The following is an 18,282-nucleotide window of genomic DNA, read 5'->3' as shown; positions in this document are numbered from 1 at the left end:
ATTATTTTTTTGATTCCCAGTTTGACGAAACAGGGTTAAGGGGGCTTTGAGACTTTAAGTAATTTTTGAGCGAAAAAATCCTGCTATTACTGAAAGAGTGCTGAGTAAAAAAATTAATTAATTGCATTCTTTACCTAATTACAGCAGATTGCAGATCAATGAGGCTTCGCCGTGAGTTTCGACTCCTGAATTCTACTGTAATAGCTCATTATGAAACTTTATTCTAGTTCTAAAGATTTTTCCTCAAGTTATACAATGAGAAAGAATAAATTCTATTTTAAGTTTATTAACAATCGCTATTTTCAATGTTTTGTGCCTTGGATTGTACCGATGTTAATAATTGTTTTATGGCAAATATTATCCACTACTGGTGTAATTCCCACAAGAATATTACCAGCGCCTTTAGCAGTAGTTAATGCTGGGATTCAATTAACTAGAACAGGTGAATTGTTTATAAATATTGGTATTAGTGCTACACGGGCAATTTCTGGTTTTGTCATTGGAGGAGGTATTGGGTTTAGTTTGGGGTTACTTAATGGTATCTCTCCCATTTCTGAGAAGTTGTTAGATACGTCTCTTCAGATGCTGCGTAATATTCCTAACTTAGCATTAATTCCGCTGGTAATATTGTGGTTTGGTATTGGCGATGAAGCTAGGTTATTTCTTGTCGCTTTAGGTGTGATGTTTCCCATTTATTTAAATACTTTTCACGGCATTCGTAGTGTCGATCATGGTTTGATAGAAATGGGTAAAATTTACGGCTTAAACACTTGGGGTTTGTTTTGGCGAATTATTCTTCCAGGGGCTATGTCTTCGATTTTGGTGGGTGTGCGTTTTTCTCTAGGAATTATGTGGTTAACTCTTATTGTAGCGGAAACTATTGCTGCTGATTCAGGAATTGGTTATATGGCAATGAATGCTAGAGAGTTTATGCAAACTGATGTAGTGGTATTGAGCATTTTATTATATGCCCTGTTCGGTAAGCTGGCTGATGTCATTGCTAGAGCTTTGGAGAATTACTGGTTGCAGTGGAACCCCAGTTATTTGAAGGGTTAAGACAATGTCAAAGCTAAAACTACATATATTTGATAGAGTTACAGTATTTTTTGGTAAAAGTATTGCTTTTCTTCACCTATATATGTAATAATTTTGGACATACCACATAGTACAGTTTGTCGATAGACTTAACGTAATTTGCGATTTAAAAGTTTTACAGCTAATTTAAATAAGAATCATGGAAGTACTTTGGTTTATTCCCACTCATGGCGATGGACGCTATCTAGGAACTGCTATAGGCGGCAGGTCAGTCAACTTTGATTACTGGCGACAGATTGCCCAAGCGGTTGATCAATTAGGGTTTACGGGTGCTTTATTACCGACAGGTCGTTCTTGTGAAGATGCCTGGGTTTTGGCATCAACTTTGGTAACTCATACTAAAAAAATGCGGTTTTTGGTGGCGATACGTCCGGGGTTGATGTCACCAGGGATAGCGGCAAGAATGGCGGCGACTTTTGATCGGATTTCTGGCGGACGGTTATTAATTAATGTGGTGACTGGTGGTGATCCTGTGGAATTAGCCGGTGATGGTTTGCACCTTAGTCATGACGATCGCTATAAACTGACAGATGAGTTTTTATCTGTTTGGCGGGAAATAGCTGCGGGTGAGGTTGCCAATTTTGAAGGTGATTATCTCAACATCAAAGAAGGTAAAATACTTTTTCCCCCTGTGCAGAAACCTTATCCACCTTTGTGGTTTGGTGGTTCTTCTCCTATTGCCCAAGAAATTGCTGCTAAACACGTTGATGTATACCTGACTTGGGGTGAACCACCTGCACAGGTAGCTGAAAAGATTACTTATTTACGACGATTAGCCGCAGCAGAAGGGAGAACATTACGTTTTGGGATTCGTCTTCACGTGATTGTTAGAGAAACGGAGAGTCAAGCTTGGGATGCAGCCAATGATTTGATTCGTTATGTGGATGAAGATGCGATCGCTAAATCCCAACAAGCTTATGCCAGGATGGATTCAGTCGGACAGCGGCGGATGAAGGAATTACATAACGGTAGTCGGGAAGCTTTGGAAATTAGCCCAAATTTATGGGCAGGAATTGGTTTAGTCCGTGGTGGTGCAGGAACTGCATTGGTCGGTGATGCCGATACTGTTGCTAGAAGAATGCAAGAGTACGCAGATTTAGGAATTGAGACATTTATTTTCTCTGGTTATCCCCATTTAGAGGAAGCTTATCGGGTCGCAGAATTGCTTTTCCCTCACTTGCCTTTAGATAATTTACCAACAGTAGAACCACAACTATTAAGTCCTTTTGGCGAAATTGTTGCTAATCGGGAATTTCCTAAACAGCAACCCAGGAAGAAAGCAGTTGCTACCGTAGATTAAGTCTTTGGTCAAAATCGCCCAGAGACACAGAGAGAGAAAATAATTCAAATTAGAGGTTTTTGTTACATGGCTTATATTTTAGCGATCGCTGGTAGTCCTTCTCATCCTTCCAGAACCTACGGACTTTTAGAATATGCGACTAAATTTATTTCCCAGCAAGGGTTAGAAACGGATATCATTTCTGTGCGGGATTTACCTGCTGAAGATTTAGTTTATGGACGTTACAATAGTCCAGCTTTAGAAAAACCAAAAGCACTCCTAGAACAAGCAAGTGGAGTAATTATCGCTACGCCAATTTACAAAGCTGCATACACAGGCTTACTCAAATCTTTCTTAGATTTATTACCCCAGAAAGCCTTGACTGGTAAAGTTTTACTTCCCTTAGCTACTGGAGGTACAATTGCTCATTTATTATCAATAGAATACGCATTAAAACCTGTTCTAGGTGAGTTAGGGGCAAGGCATATTTTAAGTACTGTTTATGCAGTGGATAAGCAAATTCAAGTTCAAGCTGATGGCAATCTTCAATTAGATAAAGAACTGGAAGAACGCCTGCAAGAAGTTTTAAAAGAATTTGTACAAACTGTAAATAATGCCCAGTTAGATGTCAAACAACTAGCTTATAGTAATTAAAGGTATCTATGAATCAATACTCTGATTTGTTATCCGAACTATCTGATTTTCTTTATCCTCATAATCCATATTATGGGCAAATTAACTCGGAATACTTAGCATTTAACGCTCAACTCCAAGATTTTTCTCAACGAGTGAACTATATTTGCAGTCTACAAACTGGTGGTAAACTTTCTTCAGAAGAGGCGTATAAACAAATTCAAGTCCTCTGGAAACAGTTAAAAATGACCAAGAAAAAAATATCAGTTTTTTAGTAAGTGGGCGTTAAAAAATATAATATAAACCTAACCCCCCAACCCCCTTCCCTGGTAGAGAAGGGAGAGGTTTGGAGAAATGTTTTATATTTAATTGTGCCAAGGTACTTTAGAAAAAGGAGAATATTACTCAAGTTTTAGCTTACTAAAGGAATCCTACTCAATTATTTTTGAAAAATCTTCATTAGTTTAGGCATTGCTTACCGTATGCAATTACTGTAAAGCATAACCCTACTCACATATATTTCAAAAATTAAATAGGAGTTCTATATCGGTTTTAATTCAATGAATTAACAACCATGTACAAGCGACCTAAAAAGGAGATATTCTCCATAACAGACATACTCAAATTAATCAGATTATTCTCAATTATTCATTACTAGTATTGCCGTAGAATTGCAAACGAGCAGTACCAACAACTAAATTATTTGTCATTTGACCAGAGGGGACAATCTGCACTCGGAATTGATAAATACCTTCGTAAGTGGGATTACGAAAAGGTTTTAAACCGATAGTGATTGTTTTACCAGCTACAACTGGTTGATCAAAGGTGACAATAAGGGTTTGCGGTTGATTTTCGTCTTTGGCTAGGATGACACCTAGCTTTTCTTTTTGTCCGTTTGTTTCTACAAAGGCAATACTATTTTTCTCATCGAAGTCAATAGTTTCCAATCCTTCTATTTGTGTGAGTGCTACTTGTTTCAGTGGCACATTAGCAGTGGAGGCAGGTAATTTGATTGTGAAATTATAGGTTGCTCCCCAAGCACTAGTTTGATTATAGGTTGTTTCAGCAGTTAACAACGGTTTTGCTTGTATTCCATAGGTAGCAGGAACAGATAGCAAACAGATTCCTGTACCAATAAATAGGGTTTTACACAGAATTATAAAGCTGTTCATTTTTGTTGGTAATGGATATTTTGAATTAGCTTTTTCTGTGGACAATTTATCAACAGAAAATATTGAATAATTAAGAATAAATACCTGAATACGCTTTGGTTGCATGGGCATGATAAAATGGAAAACTAAACTCAAATGTGAGACATAAAATGAGTTCAATCATCTACAATTAGCCAGATTATGCAACTAAACTGGTACAATAGGGTATTTGGTTTTATTCAATCCTTTAAGTCTAACAAGTTGAAGTCCATAAAAGTTATATATATTAGTTAATTTTAATCGTCCAAATTCCTATCTGATTAGGTGGATTAAATCAGAAATTAGGCTATGGATAATCAGGGTGGAGAAATGTAATTAGATGCAATATCTAAGTAAAAACCCTGTCACTAGAATCAGAAATGTTGAATTGCGTAACAAAACTTTATATATTGAGATAAACTTAGCCTAGAAGCGCCATTTTTATCTTTTTTCCAATTTCATACTTCAATTCAGTAATGGTGACTCTGGTTGAATAACCGATTTAAGTTGCCAAGTCTCGACAAAGGGGAAGCTGAATTTGAAATTCTGTTCCCTTCCCAGGTTCTGAGAATAAATCAAGTTTGCCACTATGTCGTTCTACTACTATTTGATAGCTAATTGATAATCCTAGTCCTGTTCCTTGCCCAACTGGTTTGGTTGTAAAGAAGGGATCAAATACTCGTAGCTTCGTTTCCTCTCCCATGCCTAATCCATTATCTGCAATGTAGATCAAAACCCAACGATTATCTATCACATTAGTCCGAATAGTAATGGTAGGAATAAAATTACTTGGCTGATGGGTAATAGTTTCTTCTAAAGCATCTATGGCATTACTCAAAATGTTCATAAATACCTGGTTGAGTTGTCCTGGAGAACAATCCACTACTGGTAAATTCCCATATTCTTTATTAAGAATAATAGTAGGCTTGTGAGAATTACTTTTCAAACGATGCTGCAAAATTAATAATGTATTTTCAATGCCTTCATGAATATCAACTGGTTTAATTTCTGCTTCATCCAAACGTGAGAAATTTCTTAAAGAATGGACAATATTTCTAATTCTTTCGCTACCCACACGCATAGAATTGAGTAATTGCGGCAGGTCGTTACTAACAAAATCAAGTTCAAATTTTTCTATTGCTATTTGAACTGGATCTATCGGCTGGGGATAGGATTGCTGGTATATATGAACTGTATTCAATAAGCCTTGAACGTACTCCTCTAAACAGTTGAGATTACCATAAATAAAATTTACTGGATTATTAATTTCATGAGCAATTCCTGCTACCAATTGCCCTAAACTTGACATTTTTTCACTGTGAATCAATTGCATTTGTGTTTGTTGCAATTCTTTCAGTGCTTGTCGCAAATACTGAGTTTGAGTTTTTAGCTGTAATTCAGACTGTCGCAATTCTTCCTCGGCTTGTTTGCGTCGGGTGATATCAGTGTGAGAACCTGCTATGCGGTATGGTTTATTTCCAATATCTCGCACCAGTATTCCTCGGCAAAGCACCCAGAGATAGTTACCGTTGCGATGTTGCAAGCGATATTCCTGTTCGTAAGTGGAAAGTTGTCCTTCAAAGTATTGCCGAAAAGTTTTCAAAACGCGATCGCTATCATCAGGGTGCAAACGCTGTTTCCATTCCTCAAAGTGATTGGGGATCTCCGTTTCCGCATACCCTAACATTTCTTTCCAGCGGGTAGAGAAGAAGACTTCATTTGTTTCTAGATTCCAGTCCCACAAACCATCATTTGATCCCTTGACTGCAAGTTCAAAGCTGGAACTGATTTTACCGAAATCTTTATAAGGATGAACCTGCAAAACCTGAAAGCAGTCATGGATTGATTGATAATTGAGGGGAATTGTCCAACCTTCCGATTCTGCTGCTTTTGCTGCGGGATGGTTTTTTGGTAATTTTAGCAATGCGATCGCTACTCGTTCTGCTAATTCACTCGAAGTTTCTTGGGTGACAGCAAAAGGCCATTCGGGATATAACCGGGTACTCAAAGCAAAGGGAAATTTTTCTCCATACTGCGTCTGCTGATTAATAATTTTGAAGTTTTTCAAGTCAACTTTTCCTTCTAAAGCCATCTGTTCTAATACATTTGTAGAAATAGTTCCTGCATCTGCTTTACCTTGCCCAACGGCATATATTACTGCATCATGACTATTGGTGAAATGCAGACTTTGGAAATCCCGATAAGGATTTATCTCTACTTCCACAATTTCTCGCCATGCTGATCGCCAACCCCCAAAAGAATTTTCTGCAACAGCAACAAAGTTTTTACCCCGTAAATCCGTAAGACTCTGAATATTGTCACAATCAGCCTTACAGAAAATTACCCCACCAAACATGGTGTAAGCTTTTCCCATCCGCAGGTGCTTTAAAGTCGCCAGGCGATTTACTCCATAGAGGGCTTCAAATTCCACATATATTCCTGGACTAGTAATCACAAATTCCACTACATTCTGTTCAACAGCAGCCTCAATCTGAGTGAAATTTAGAGGAACAATAGTAAAGTGATATTCAGGAAGTTCTGACGTAAGATAATCTGCTGTTTTTTGCCAAGTTTGTAGCGTGTTCTGGATATCTCGATGTGCTAAAACACCAATTTTAATCAGGAGTTTCATGGCTTGGTATTACTTAGTTGTATAAAGATGGAATTGAGCCTCCGTCCGTAATGTTTACTGCCACGCTGATAGAAGAATTACTACTGACTGCTGCTTTATTTCTTCAATACACTACCTATCCCTATTTCGTCACTTTCGGCAACGCAAAACCTGATAGCGGTAACGTGGCTTTAGCCATACCCTTTATTTAACAAGGATTTTGGCAATTTCTTAATGTTTAAAAATGTTCGCCATATTTTGTTAGTAATAAAACATTGAAACCTTTGATATATCTGGAGCGTGAAAATTAGGGAATTATTTTTTAGATTCCCATTTTGATGAAAGAGGGTTATAAGTTATTCTCAAAAGAGATTTTAGTAAATATTTAATTTTTCACAAGAAATATTCGTTTTCAAAATCCCAGTCAATCATAGTGATTCTTGGCAATTAATTCTGATTCTATTTAGTTAAATATGCACATATTCATTACTAATTAGAAAAGTATTTTTATTACTTATTTAGTGTTAATCATCATCAGTGGAATCATTTAGCTGTGAAGCAATTTCTTGACTATTTTGACCAACTAAAAATCTCAGAAACCGATCAAGCCGCTTCACACCACTGAGGGTGATTAAAGTCAAGAATCCTCCCAATAATCCCATTTGCCACAAACCACAACCAATGGCTGCTCCCAATCCTGCTGCTGTCCAAATACAGGCTGCTGTAGTCAAACCCCGTACTTTTGGCACTTCAGATTTTCTAGGAGATTCTTGCAAAATTAATCCTGCACCAAGAAAGCCTATACCAGTAGTTACACCTTGAATCGTGCGACTCAGGGCATTAGTGGCTGCAAAGGAACTATCACCTTCAGCTTGTAAAGGAATCATCACAAATAGTGCTGCTCCCATACTTACCAACATAAATGTCCTCATCCCTGCTGATCTACCACCTTTCTGACGATTCAATCCAATTATGCAACCGACTAAAAGCGCCAATATTAGTCTAAAACCTATATGTACCCAATCATCGGCAGCCAAAAACATTGCACTCATGGATTGATTCCTCTGTAAGATGGAACGGATTTTTTATCCGCAAGGCGAAAGATTACTCACTCGTCATCGGTGTCAAACCAACTCCGGTAAATTGATAGGCTTAAAGTAGTTTGTTGCTACTTTAGCAGAAAATTAAAAATAAGTAAAATAGAGGTGAAAATTCACCCTTTTGCCATTAGACAGTGATTTTAGTCCCATCAAACTTCGTAAACGTAAAGCCGTTGAACTTCTCGTTATAACCCAGTCGTTCATCCTTGAGAAGACTAATAGCAACTTCCTCACCCAAAGCCAACGCCGCAGAACCATCTGTGCGCCAGTGAATACCACCATGACCACGACCAAGGGTGTAATTAGTTGCCAGCTTGTTTAACTCACCACCCACAGTTAAAGGCTCTCCTACATAGGGAATCACCTTAGTAGGATCATTGGGATCAGGGACTACAGGATTGGGAATGACAAAACTTTCATCAAAGTATGCTTTTAATATTGTCGCATTAACGCCTGCGATCGCAGCCGCACCACCAACATAAGATGAATGGATAGGTGAGCCTTCCGGGTATCCATGAGGTAACAGATAAGAGCCAAACTTACTAAAACTCTGAGCTATAGCTTTGGAGTTTAATATCTCGCTATGAATCGGATACTGAGTTTTATTAACAATATTGTTGTGGACTAGTCCACCATAAGCTTCAGGACGCAGAGTCCGGTGTACAAAAAACTTCTGCCAGTAAGCTGCTCTAATTGTACGAGATGAACCCAGACTCAGTAAAGCTTGTAAATGTCCCAGTCCAAATGACCCATTTCCCCCCTGTTGAGTCTTTGATTTAACAAAGGGATTGCCGCCATTAAAAGGTGCGCCAATACCACCACTCAAAGGATCTTTCGCATTGAGACTTGTACTTAAAATTAGAGCAGCCCCAAAGAATGCCGCCCCTGGTGCATGGGAAAATTCTGATAAATCACGATTAGTGAATATATAACGGCGGACTGGATCATAATTAAGTGATTTAGGCGCACCACCATTCTGCACATTCAGCCATTCTTCATAATCAGTCAGAAAGTCATTACCAGGAAGAGCAGTCCGAATCACTGGTGGTACATATTGAATTCCCCAAGGAGTATTTAGTAATGCAAACTGGGAGATATGAGGTCCTACTAATACCCCTGATGGGGTAACGTGCTTTGCAGTGATCCCAGATTTATCATTCTTATCAACGTAGGTAACACTACCACGAAATAAACTTTGTGGAGTGACACGCCCATTTTCTCTTGGCCCCTTGAATGCCGAAAGCTTATTAAGTTCTTCTACCGCAGCTAAAACAAGAGGATCATCCGTATTATTTTGTAATTTATAGAAAGGTACATCCCGCAGTAAAGCTTGCCAATATAGTTCAACAGCTTCCGCAGCCCTTTCTGGACTAGCTAAGGCAGCTGGTGGTGGTACTGATATCTGCGCCGGATGACACCCTTCCAGACTGATAGCTAAGGGACCTTGAGCATTAACCAGTTTTCTTGTACCACCCAAAATCACGTTTTCAAAGTCATCATGGTTAAAAGTCGTCACTGCCTTAGTTAAAGATTCATAGGCTTTGAGATCAACTTCACCCAGCTTATTGTGTGGTAGCCCCCTAGAATCAGAGCCAATCTTATTAGAATACCGTTCTTCATCGCCGTTGGTGGGATGGGGAGGAATAGGAATATCCTGATTCGCTTTTGCTGCGGCTACACGCACTTTATAGGCTTTTTCTAGCCACTTGGCATAGTTACTTCGCCCTACAATATTTTGGGCTTGGACAGTATCTCCTCCCTGCTTCCCAGACAAAGATACTCCCGTAACTCCAGCGACAAAACCAGCAGCAGTCAGTAGACTACTACGACTAAGAAATGAACGTCTACTAGAACTACTAAAAGATGAACGTTTACTGCCTACATTAGCCAGAGCGGGATGCTGTGAGTCTTGATGAAAATTATGGTCTTCTTGCATGGGATTCTCTAAATAGCTAAAAAGTGAAATATTCAGTAGATGATTGAGCGACGATTAAGAGTATTAACTAAAAAATTACTTCAGCCTTTTAGGTGTAATAGCCTCAGTTAATTGAGGTGGTAAAGTTGCATCTTTAACATTGATTTTGCGGGGAATAACTTTTTCTTCAAAATAAAAATCAGTTCTAATTTACTTACCAGAGTGAACCCATTAATTAATTTAAACCACTGTAATTTGATAAAGTTACCGTAGATTTAAGATCAAGCATCTCACAGATAACTAGAAAAAGCAAGAAAAGTAGCCTCCATTGCCGCAGCAATATGTATAAATACTTGACTTGTAGCTAAACTAGAGTCAGCAAGAGTAAGAGGTTGCCCAGTATCACCACCATTACAGCTCCGAGGATCGAGGGGAATTTTGCCTAAAAGCGGTGCTTGGAGTTCATTTGACAATTTTTCACCGCCACCACTGCCAAAGATCGGAGTTTCATCACCATTTACACCGATAAAAAAGCTCATATTCTCGATAATACCGAGAACAGGAACACCCACTTGACGAAACATATAAATACTGCGACGCACATCAGGAACAGTAATTTCTTGAGGAGTTGTTACCAATATCACCCCACAAATCGGACTTTCTTGCACCATTCCTAAACTAACGATGTCGTTTTTTAGGGTGAGTTCGATTACTTGTTTCAGGAGTTGGATAACTTCTTCTTGTCGGAAATTGGGAGAATCTGTTTGTACTTCCTCTTGCACAAAACTATTATTCAAATCTAATTTTTTCAGCATTTCAGGATGATTATGTATATAAAATTACAAAGCAAGTAGTTAAATAACAAGATAATTGCTTTTTTCAGCGAAATGCTTGCATTTGAATTTCCTCTATGTGATTATTTAAAAATAAACTACGGTAATTTGATTGATATACAGTAGTTTTATCATGAATTGACTTAAAGTCTGAATATTCTATTGACCTTAACAACTAGGGTAATGTTGACTAAATTTTCTCCATTCCGACTCTTGAAAGCTGGAATCACCTTCCTCAAAAAATATCAAAAGCAGAACATTCACACCTTTTCCTTACTGTTTGCAGTTGGACTAAGCTTGACTTTCGCTATTTCTGCTTGTTCTCCTAGCACCAGCGAAAACTCAGGAACAACTCAGACAGCTAATCCAAATACCAATTCCAGTGCAACAAATAGCAATACAGTAATTCGTATTGGCTACCAAAAAGCAGCAACTATTCTCTATGCACTGAAAGCAAAAGGAGAATTAGAAAAAGCCTTACAAGCTTCTGGTGCTTCTGTTACTTGGAGTGAATTTTCCGCAGGACCACCAATGTTAGAAGCATTATATGCTGGCAGTGTTGATTTTGGTTACACAGGAGAAGCACCCCCTGTATTTGCTCAAGCCGCAGGTACTCCTTTTCTTTATGTTGCTTATGATCCTTGGACTCCCAAAGCAGAAGCGATCATTGTCCATAAAGATTCACCAATTAAAAGCATAGCTGACCTCAAAGGTAAAAAAGTTGCTTTTGCTAAAGGATCAAATACTAACTACTTAGTAGTCAAAGCACTAGAAAAAGCAGGATTAAAATACAGCGATATCAAACCAACTTTCCTCTCTCCAGCAGATGCTCGTGTAGCTTTTGAGGGTAAAAATGTTGACGCTTGGGCAATTTGGGATCCCTTTTTAGCCGCAGCGGAAAAAGCCACAGGCGCACGTACTCTCACAGATGCAACTGGACTAGCTCCCAATCTTGGTTATTATCTTGCTGCTAAATCTTTTGTAGAGAAGAATCCAGAAGCCTTAAAAACTGTTTTGGATGGGGTAAATAAAGTCAGCAATTGGGCAAAGAATAATCCTACAGAAGTAGCTCAATTACTTTCCCCTGCATTGGGAATAGATGCGGCTGTTTTAGAAATAGCAGAAAAACGGCGTGATTATGCTGTATTACCACTAACAGATGAAGTAATTATCAAACAACAAGAAATTGCTGATGCATTTTATAAAATCCAATTGATTCCTCAAGAAATCAATGTTAAAGAAGTAGTTTTGCAAGGCAATAAATAATTTGTAGTTGGTAATTGGTAATAGGAAAATTGCTAATTATCAATTATTTCTAAAAATCTTCCTTGACTCTCTCCGCGTCTGGAGCGCTACGCCAGTTGCTACAACGAGGGAAACCCGCGCAACGCACTGGCTCCTCTGCGTGAGAAAAATAAATTTTGAATTCTTGAAAGAGTTGTATATGGCAATAAGTACGATCGCTCAGGCAGGAGATAATATTGTTTCTACCAGTTTCCTCTATGGGGGAACTTATAACCAGTTCAAAGTTTCCTTACCACAATTGGGGATAAATGTCAAATTTGTAGAAGGAGATGATCCCGAAAATTTCCGTCAAGCGATCGATGAAAACACCAAAGCCTTTTTGTCTGAATCAGGATTTTCAGGATGTTGTCCGAATCAGGATTTATAGGATTTGAGGCTTTTCAGGATGTTCTCTGAATCAGGATTTGCGGGATTTAAGGTTTTTCAGGATGTTGATGATGAATATTGAGAATTTGTAGTTTCACTCATTAACGATATGAATAATTACAAAAAAATCTTGTTAATCCTCTAATCCTGTAAATCCTGATATGGCTTGCGCTACGCTATCAGATATTTAAAAATTAAATATTTAGTTGCATATATATATACAGTTACAGTAATTTCTAGCAAAATATGGCATAACAGAAGCGAAGATACTGCGACAATTGGTGTCTATGAACTATTCTCAAATTCATTTTAGGGAAGGCCATGGGGAAATTGATCTTTATGAACTTCAAAATCTATTTAATATTTCCGCTTTTTGGGCGCAAGGACGTAGTATAAAAGATTTAGGCATAGCCATTGCTAATAGTGAACCTGTGATTTCTGTCTGGGATGGAGAGAAGCTGATTGGCTTTGCTAGAGCCAATTCTGATGGGATCTATCGCGCTACGATTTGGGATGTTGTCATTCACCCGGAGTATCAAGGTAATGGACTGGGAATCAAGTTGGTAGAAACTGTTTTAAGTCATCCTCGGATGCAGGTAGAACGTGTTTACTTGATGACTACTAACCAACAGGCGTTTTACAAAAAGATTGGTTTTCAGATCAATAGCACAACGACGATGGTTTTATACAATCAGTCTAATCTGGGTTCGCTTCCGGCTGGACAAATTCAGCTTCAGGAGTCACTAGGGGCATAGATATTTGCAATCTGGTGGAATCTGTGGTGGGAGAGGGTAAAATCTCTAGCTTTCCTCCCATTACTGCTAATAACTTTTGATTAAGTAATAACTTCATTCCTGGTGATAGATCGGTATTTTCTTGATTTGTCATCTGTTCAGATGCAATCAAGTCTACTGGTTCACTGAATATGACAGCATGAGTGGGGACATCTAGCCAGATATGAACGGCATTATTTGTAGATACAACACTAGTGGCGAGACAAATACTGCCTTCTTCCATTTGAGAGATTGTGGTATCTACTAAATTTACCAATACTTGGCGGAACCAGTGTATATCTGCAAGAACATAAATTTCTGGTTTGGGAAGTGAGACGGTAAAGGGATAATTACGATTTGCCGCTAACATATAAGTTAATTGATGAACTTCGTGTAAAACTTGGGTTAGCTGTATGGGTTGAATAGATAATTTATTTGTCCCGTGTTCTGTTCTGGAAACGCTGAGAATTTCATCTATCATTTTTAGTAGTTTTAGCGATCGCTCGTATGCTTGCTCTACAAATTCCCTTTCTTCTGCTGGATTTTCACACAAGTCGTTCAAAATTAACTGATGTAAGCCAATTAAACCATTGAGAGGCGATCGCAATTCGTGGGTAATCCGTGCCAAAAAACCCGCTTTAAACTGGCTCATTTCCTGCGCCATTTGGTAGGCCAGTTGGCTTTGCTTCACCTGTTCTTGTAAAAGTAGGGGGATATCTTGTTTCTCTGCTTCTGGGCTTGTAGGCGTTAATAACCGCGCTAATAACCAGCCTCCAAGTAATCCTATTCCCAAATATAGCCAGTTATCTAAATTCATATTTCGGCAGTTTTGAACTTGTTCTGTTACAAATTTATACTGCCTGAATTATCTAACTTAATGCCACCTTGTCGCAAAATTTGCCAATTCATCCCTGTCCATTTAGCAACGGTAGAAGGTACACTCAGCCCTTGATATGCAGTCGATTCTAGAGTTATCACCCCTGGAAAGGCGGTTTGAATTGCGGCTACTGTTTCTAATGGTGGCTGACCTGATAAATTGGCGCTAGTAGTAGCTAGTGGTCCAGTTTGTGCCAAAATATTTTGAGCGATCGCATTATTTGGTACTCTAATCCCAATGGTGGTAGGGTCAACAGGATTCATAACAGTAGGAACTTTGTCACTGGCTGGTAAAACTAAAGTCAACCCACCAGGCCAATATTTATCAACTACCTCTTGCCAGATTTGATGTTCTATCTCGCTACCTTGCACATAAGCCCACAAATCATCAGCCCTAGCAGCCATCAAAATTAAAGGTTTATCTAAACTACGTTGTTTAGCAGCATAAATCAACTCTGCTTTTTCTGGGATAGTAGCTAATGCGGGAACTGTATCTGTGGGAAAACTAACTAAACTCCCACTTCTAGCACCATTTATCAAGATTTCTAGACAAACATTCATAAACTTATGATTTAGGCTTTTCTTTCTTCTGATCTCGTATTCTTCCCCTACAAAACCTGACAAGTGTTGTTTTTCCCCATCTTTCCTGGATAATAAGTCTTTAGCTAGACATGATCTGACATGAACGCGAATATAGTTATAAATTTAGCTGGATAGCTTCTGCTTTGTGTCTTCTCTCTTCTGACTTCTACCTTAGAGCATAAAAATCTACCCATCTGCGGACAGATATTTTTTGATATATTTTCATGAAAAAACTGTACTGGCTGTTACAATCTTGTTAAGAAAAGTTGCCCGTTACAATTTGGGAACGCGCAATTTGGTTTTGACTCTATTGAGAAGACAACGCGAACAACATTTTTTTTGAGCAAGACTAGCTGTGGGAGGCTAGTCTTTTTCTGTAAATGGTCATATTTGGGAACTCAGGGACTTCAAGGAAATAAATTATCCAATCTTGTGGGATGGGCTTACTATGGCTAACGCCACGCTACGCTATCGACAAGCTCAGTACAAGTCTAGCCCGTCCGGGTTTAAGGGCAGCCAAGATGCCTACCCCACAAGAATTAATTGAATATTTGTTATTTGGAAGCCCTTTAGAAACTGAAAGTGGTTCTCAGCGCCCCAATGACCACATCATCATTATTATTGTTGTGATCTGGTGCTGTTAGCCAAATCACTCCTGGGGTAATGGTGATATTGTCGCTGACTTTGTATTGATAAAATGCCTCAATATGATATGAGGTATCGTTGTTTTCAGCTACTCCAGCAAAACTGGAACTTGTAACTTTCGGTTCCATACCGACTATCACACCAGCTAAGTTACCTTTTTTGCCCAAATCTGGGAAACCGAGAGTAACAGCATAGTTCCAAATATCAACGTCTCCCTTTGCACCTGTCAAAACTTTGCTGTTAGTATATCCAGCCCAACCACCTAAAACAAATTTTTCACTAATACCGACAGATGCTTGCACACCGTAAGAATTACTGGAAAATGCTTCACTGGTAATATCAGACGTTGCTGCATTACTACCTGTGAGTAATGGCTGTTTGTAGGAATTGATGTATGTTAGACCAAGAGAAATGCGATCGCTTGGTTTGAGTGTTAACTGTGCCAAAGCACCATAAGCGCCATCAAATAAACCATTTCCCGCACTGGGGTTATTAGCATTACTACTCAAATAGGCTAAACTTAGTCCTGCTTTATTACTAAACTGGTGATTTACTCCCAGTCCTTTACTACCTAGTTGTCCATAAATTGGGTTGCGTGTACCAAAAGTGGACAAAGCACCAAACGCCCCATCACCATCAAAGATGTTAACTGTACTGGTAACATCGTCGGCTGCACCACCTTCAGCAATAGCTATGACCTGTGTTTTTTCACCTATGGGGAATTTGTACCAAAGTGTACCTAAATAAGCGTTGGTATCACCATTAGGACCTTGAAAAAACAAATTGCCCTCTGCTGTATTAATATTAGGGCTGTTAATATTATTGGACTCAATTCTGGTAAACAGGGTATCTTTACCTGTAAAACTGCTGACAAACTCAATCCGCGCCCTGACCCCTAGAGTTGTATTTTTGTCTGTAATTGGTCCGTTAACATTGTCACCAGCAAAAACATCGCTAACAACTCCTACAACTTGCCCTTGCAATTTACTAGTAGTAGAAAATTGATTTGCTTCTAACTCACTAGCCCTCGCTTCTAGTGCATCTACACGACCCCGTAAGGTTGCTAATTCAGCAGCAAAATCTTCTTGCAGTTTTTGAATTGTCGCTAAATCTTGTTTTGTCGCCCCATCAGCAGTTGCAGTAGCAATTAGTTCATTCACCCGATCTAAACAAGCATTCAAACCGGCTGCAAATTCATACCTCGTCATGGCACGATTACCACGATAAGTACCGTTAGGATAGCCAGCTATACAACCATAACGTTCTACCAAAGACTGTAAAGCTTGGAATGCCCAATCTGTGGGTTGCACGTCCGATAGCTGGGATACGGAGGTAACTTGGGAAATTAAATCTTGTTGAGAAGATTTATTAACTTCTTTTTCTAAACTAGAAACTGCTAAAGGTTCACTAGGTTCTGTTTTTGCAGGTGCTTCTCCTGCCCAAACAGATGTATTCATACATAGGATTACACCGCAAATTGCTGGACTAGCAAGATTATTCAATATTTTATGCATTTTTCCACACACCCATTTACATTTCACACTAGTATCAAATTGATCTAAAACCCCAACGGTATAGAGAATATTCGGAGTTGTGCCAAGATGGCTGGCAACAAGACACAAAGCATCTTTTTCAATTCCTGCGTTTCCCTATGGGTTACTTAGCACTCCTGAACAAAAACGATTTTAAGTATATTAGCAGGGACAGGCAAAGTTTCTAACTTTGTAGTAAAAAAACTCCTAGCACTTAAGAAACGTACTATAAAGTAGTATGCCTGGAAAAAATGTATTTTAGATTACTTAAATTAAAGGCATCTTGCAAATCTTGCATCATATGATTGTCAGTATTGAGTGATAATGATAATTATTCTAATAATAATGTATAATTTTGAGTATGATTTTTAATCAAAATTATTGAAATGCAGCAAGTATCCTTGATAACGGAAAGCAAAATGACTAGTACTGGTATAAAATTTAGAAGAAAAAGCCCAAAAAGGCAAATCCTGCTTGTAATGACGCTATTTATATTATCAATTGCGTCTGGTTGTAGCCAAGCGCAAAATAATACAGATAAACGTGCTAAAGAGATATCTGTAAAACAGTCAGAAAAAACCAAAGTGGTGACAACATTTTTACCTGTGTATTTGTTTACTAAAGCAATTGCCGGGGATGTAGCAGATGTAGCAATTTTAGTGCCACCAGGTACTGATATACATGATTATCAGGCCACACCGGATAATGTAAAAGCGATCGCAACTGCTAATGTGTTGATAAAAAATGGCTTAGGCTTGGAGACATTTCTCACAGATACAGTTAAAAATGCTCAAAATCCTCAATTAGTTGAAATTGATGCTAGTAAAAGTATTAAAGTTATAAATGATATTTCTCCAGTAGAGGAAATAAAAGATCAAGACCAAGACCACGATCACGATGACAAACATGAACACGCAAAAGGTAATCCTCATGTTTGGTTAGATCCAGTTTTTGCTAAACAGCAGGTAATTAATATCCGAGATGGATTAATTACTGCTGATCCTGGAAATAAAGAAGCTTACCAGACTAATGCTGCGGCTTATATTCAGGAATTAGACAATTTAAATAATGAATTTCAGCAGACTTTACAACAAACTCCTAATTGCACCTTTATCACTTTTCATGATGCCTTTCCTTACATAGCGAAACGTTATAATCTTAAGCAACTAGCGGTTGTGGAAATTCCTGAAGACCAACTTTCACCAGCGGATGTGCAGAAAGCCATCAATGCAGTGAAAAAATATAAGGTTAAAGCCTTATTTAGTGAACCAGGAGTAGATAACAAATTACTGACTAGCCTTTCTCAAGATTTAAAATTAACCTTGTATCCTCTCAATTCTTTAGAAAATGGTGACACAAATCCGCAATATTATTTTCAGGCAATGAAAACTAATTTACAAAATTTATCAACAGGGTGTAGATAATTCCTAATAGTGCTGACCACAGGCTGCACTAACATAATTTAAGAATTAGACATCTGGGTATTTAAGTTCAAAATCAGTGTGAGCAATTTCTCGTAATTTAAAATTCGATGACTGACGACCAGC

The 18,282-nt window shown here is 38.4% G+C and carries 17 protein-coding genes; 9 read left to right on the top strand and 8 right to left on the bottom strand.

What is annotated here, in order from left to right; genetic code table 11:
- The first annotated feature begins 255 nt into the window (after window positions 1-255).
- The 4 genes from ssuC (at window position 256) to ACSQ6I_RS14300 (ending at window position 3,282) form a co-directional block, all read left to right on the top strand.
- Window positions 256-1,056 (top strand): aliphatic sulfonate ABC transporter permease SsuC, encoded by an 801-nt coding sequence (gene ssuC / locus ACSQ6I_RS14315; RefSeq protein ID WP_438890986.1) that lies wholly within the window; start codon window positions 256-258, stop codon window positions 1,054-1,056.
- Between the two features lie 178 nt (window positions 1,057-1,234).
- On the top strand, window positions 1,235-2,395 hold the full coding sequence (gene ssuD / locus ACSQ6I_RS14310; protein ID WP_438890985.1) for an FMNH2-dependent alkanesulfonate monooxygenase: 1,161 nt from the start codon (window positions 1,235-1,237) through the stop codon (window positions 2,393-2,395).
- Window positions 2,396-2,461: 66 nt separating this feature from the next.
- Window positions 2,462-3,028 carry an NADPH-dependent FMN reductase gene (gene ssuE, locus ACSQ6I_RS14305; protein ID WP_438890984.1) on the top strand — a complete coding sequence of 189 codons (567 nt, stop codon included), beginning with the start codon at window positions 2,462-2,464 and terminating at the stop codon, window positions 3,026-3,028.
- 8 nt (window positions 3,029-3,036) lie between these two features.
- Entirely contained in the window at window positions 3,037-3,282 is a 246-nt protein-coding gene (locus ACSQ6I_RS14300) for a DUF7219 family protein (protein ID WP_438890983.1), read from the top strand.
- 369 nt (window positions 3,283-3,651) lie between these two features.
- On the opposite strand, the gene ACSQ6I_RS14295 is transcribed toward ACSQ6I_RS14300, so the two are convergent.
- Together ACSQ6I_RS14295 and ACSQ6I_RS14290 are read right to left on the bottom strand one after the other, a co-directional pair.
- Window positions 3,652-4,290, bottom strand: coding sequence for a DUF2808 domain-containing protein (locus ACSQ6I_RS14295; RefSeq protein WP_438890982.1), 639 nt, complete (start codon window positions 4,288-4,290; stop codon window positions 3,652-3,654).
- Window positions 4,291-4,699: 409 nt separating this feature from the next.
- Window positions 4,700-6,829 carry a sensor histidine kinase gene (locus tag ACSQ6I_RS14290; RefSeq protein WP_438890981.1) on the bottom strand — a complete coding sequence of 710 codons (2,130 nt, stop codon included), beginning with the start codon at window positions 6,827-6,829 and terminating at the stop codon, window positions 4,700-4,702.
- 50 nt (window positions 6,830-6,879) lie between these two features.
- Between ACSQ6I_RS14290 and ACSQ6I_RS14285 the strand changes: the two genes are divergently transcribed.
- Entirely contained in the window at window positions 6,880-7,020 is a 141-nt protein-coding gene (locus ACSQ6I_RS14285; RefSeq protein WP_438890980.1) for a hypothetical protein, read from the top strand.
- A 312-nt stretch (window positions 7,021-7,332) separates the two neighbouring features.
- Here ACSQ6I_RS14285 and ACSQ6I_RS14280 read toward each other — a convergent pair whose 3' ends face one another.
- The 3 genes from ACSQ6I_RS14280 to ACSQ6I_RS14270 form a co-directional block, all read right to left on the bottom strand.
- On the bottom strand, window positions 7,333-7,860 hold the full coding sequence (locus ACSQ6I_RS14280) for an MgtC/SapB family protein (RefSeq protein ID WP_438890979.1): 528 nt from the start codon (window positions 7,858-7,860) through the stop codon (window positions 7,333-7,335).
- 175 nt (window positions 7,861-8,035) lie between these two features.
- On the bottom strand, window positions 8,036-9,844 hold the full coding sequence (locus ACSQ6I_RS14275; RefSeq protein ID WP_438890978.1) for a vanadium-dependent haloperoxidase: 1,809 nt from the start codon (window positions 9,842-9,844) through the stop codon (window positions 8,036-8,038).
- 269 nt (window positions 9,845-10,113) lie between these two features.
- Window positions 10,114-10,638: a P-loop NTPase gene (locus ACSQ6I_RS14270; protein ID WP_438890977.1), complete on the bottom strand. Its 525-nt coding sequence runs from the start codon at window positions 10,636-10,638 to the stop codon at window positions 10,114-10,116.
- A gap of 201 nt (window positions 10,639-10,839) precedes the next feature.
- Here ACSQ6I_RS14270 and ACSQ6I_RS14265 point away from each other — a divergent pair, with 201 nt between their 5' ends.
- The 3 genes from ACSQ6I_RS14265 (at window position 10,840) to ACSQ6I_RS14255 (ending at window position 13,082) form a co-directional block, all read left to right on the top strand.
- Window positions 10,840-11,922 (top strand): sulfonate ABC transporter substrate-binding protein, encoded by a 1,083-nt coding sequence (locus ACSQ6I_RS14265; protein WP_438890976.1) that lies wholly within the window; start codon window positions 10,840-10,842, stop codon window positions 11,920-11,922.
- A 178-nt stretch (window positions 11,923-12,100) separates the two neighbouring features.
- Complete coding sequence (locus tag ACSQ6I_RS14260; RefSeq protein ID WP_438890975.1) at window positions 12,101-12,328, top strand: PLP-dependent transferase; 228 nt, start codon at window positions 12,101-12,103, stop codon at window positions 12,326-12,328.
- A 286-nt stretch (window positions 12,329-12,614) separates the two neighbouring features.
- The gene (locus tag ACSQ6I_RS14255) at window positions 12,615-13,082 is read left to right on the top strand and encodes a GNAT family N-acetyltransferase (protein ID WP_438890974.1); all 468 of its coding nucleotides are present in this window, start codon (window positions 12,615-12,617) and stop codon (window positions 13,080-13,082) included.
- Here the strand turns inward: ACSQ6I_RS14255 and ACSQ6I_RS14250 are convergent.
- From ACSQ6I_RS14250 to ACSQ6I_RS14240, 3 genes are all read right to left on the bottom strand, one after another.
- Window positions 13,024-13,917 carry a sensor histidine kinase gene (locus ACSQ6I_RS14250; protein ID WP_438890973.1) on the bottom strand — a complete coding sequence of 298 codons (894 nt, stop codon included), beginning with the start codon at window positions 13,915-13,917 and terminating at the stop codon, window positions 13,024-13,026. The two genes, ACSQ6I_RS14255 and ACSQ6I_RS14250, sit on opposite strands and share 59 nt — an antisense overlap.
- 26 nt (window positions 13,918-13,943) lie before the next feature.
- On the bottom strand, window positions 13,944-14,537 hold the full coding sequence (locus ACSQ6I_RS14245) for an L-threonylcarbamoyladenylate synthase (RefSeq protein WP_438890972.1): 594 nt from the start codon (window positions 14,535-14,537) through the stop codon (window positions 13,944-13,946).
- Between the two features lie 590 nt (window positions 14,538-15,127).
- On the bottom strand, window positions 15,128-16,660 hold the full coding sequence (locus ACSQ6I_RS14240; RefSeq protein WP_438890971.1) for an iron uptake porin: 1,533 nt from the start codon (window positions 16,658-16,660) through the stop codon (window positions 15,128-15,130).
- A 494-nt stretch (window positions 16,661-17,154) separates the two neighbouring features.
- Between ACSQ6I_RS14240 and ACSQ6I_RS14235 the strand changes: the two genes are divergently transcribed.
- On the top strand, window positions 17,155-18,159 hold the full coding sequence (locus ACSQ6I_RS14235) for a metal ABC transporter solute-binding protein, Zn/Mn family (protein ID WP_438890970.1): 1,005 nt from the start codon (window positions 17,155-17,157) through the stop codon (window positions 18,157-18,159).
- Window positions 18,160-18,282 lie beyond the last annotated feature (123 nt).

The sequence above is a fragment of the Anabaena sp. WFMT genome (genome assembly GCF_051781005.1).
GTDB lineage: Bacteria > Cyanobacteriota > Cyanobacteriia > Cyanobacteriales > Nostocaceae > Anabaena.
Note: the sequence above shows the minus strand (reverse complement) of the source record. Positions and strands in the feature narration are given on the sequence as shown.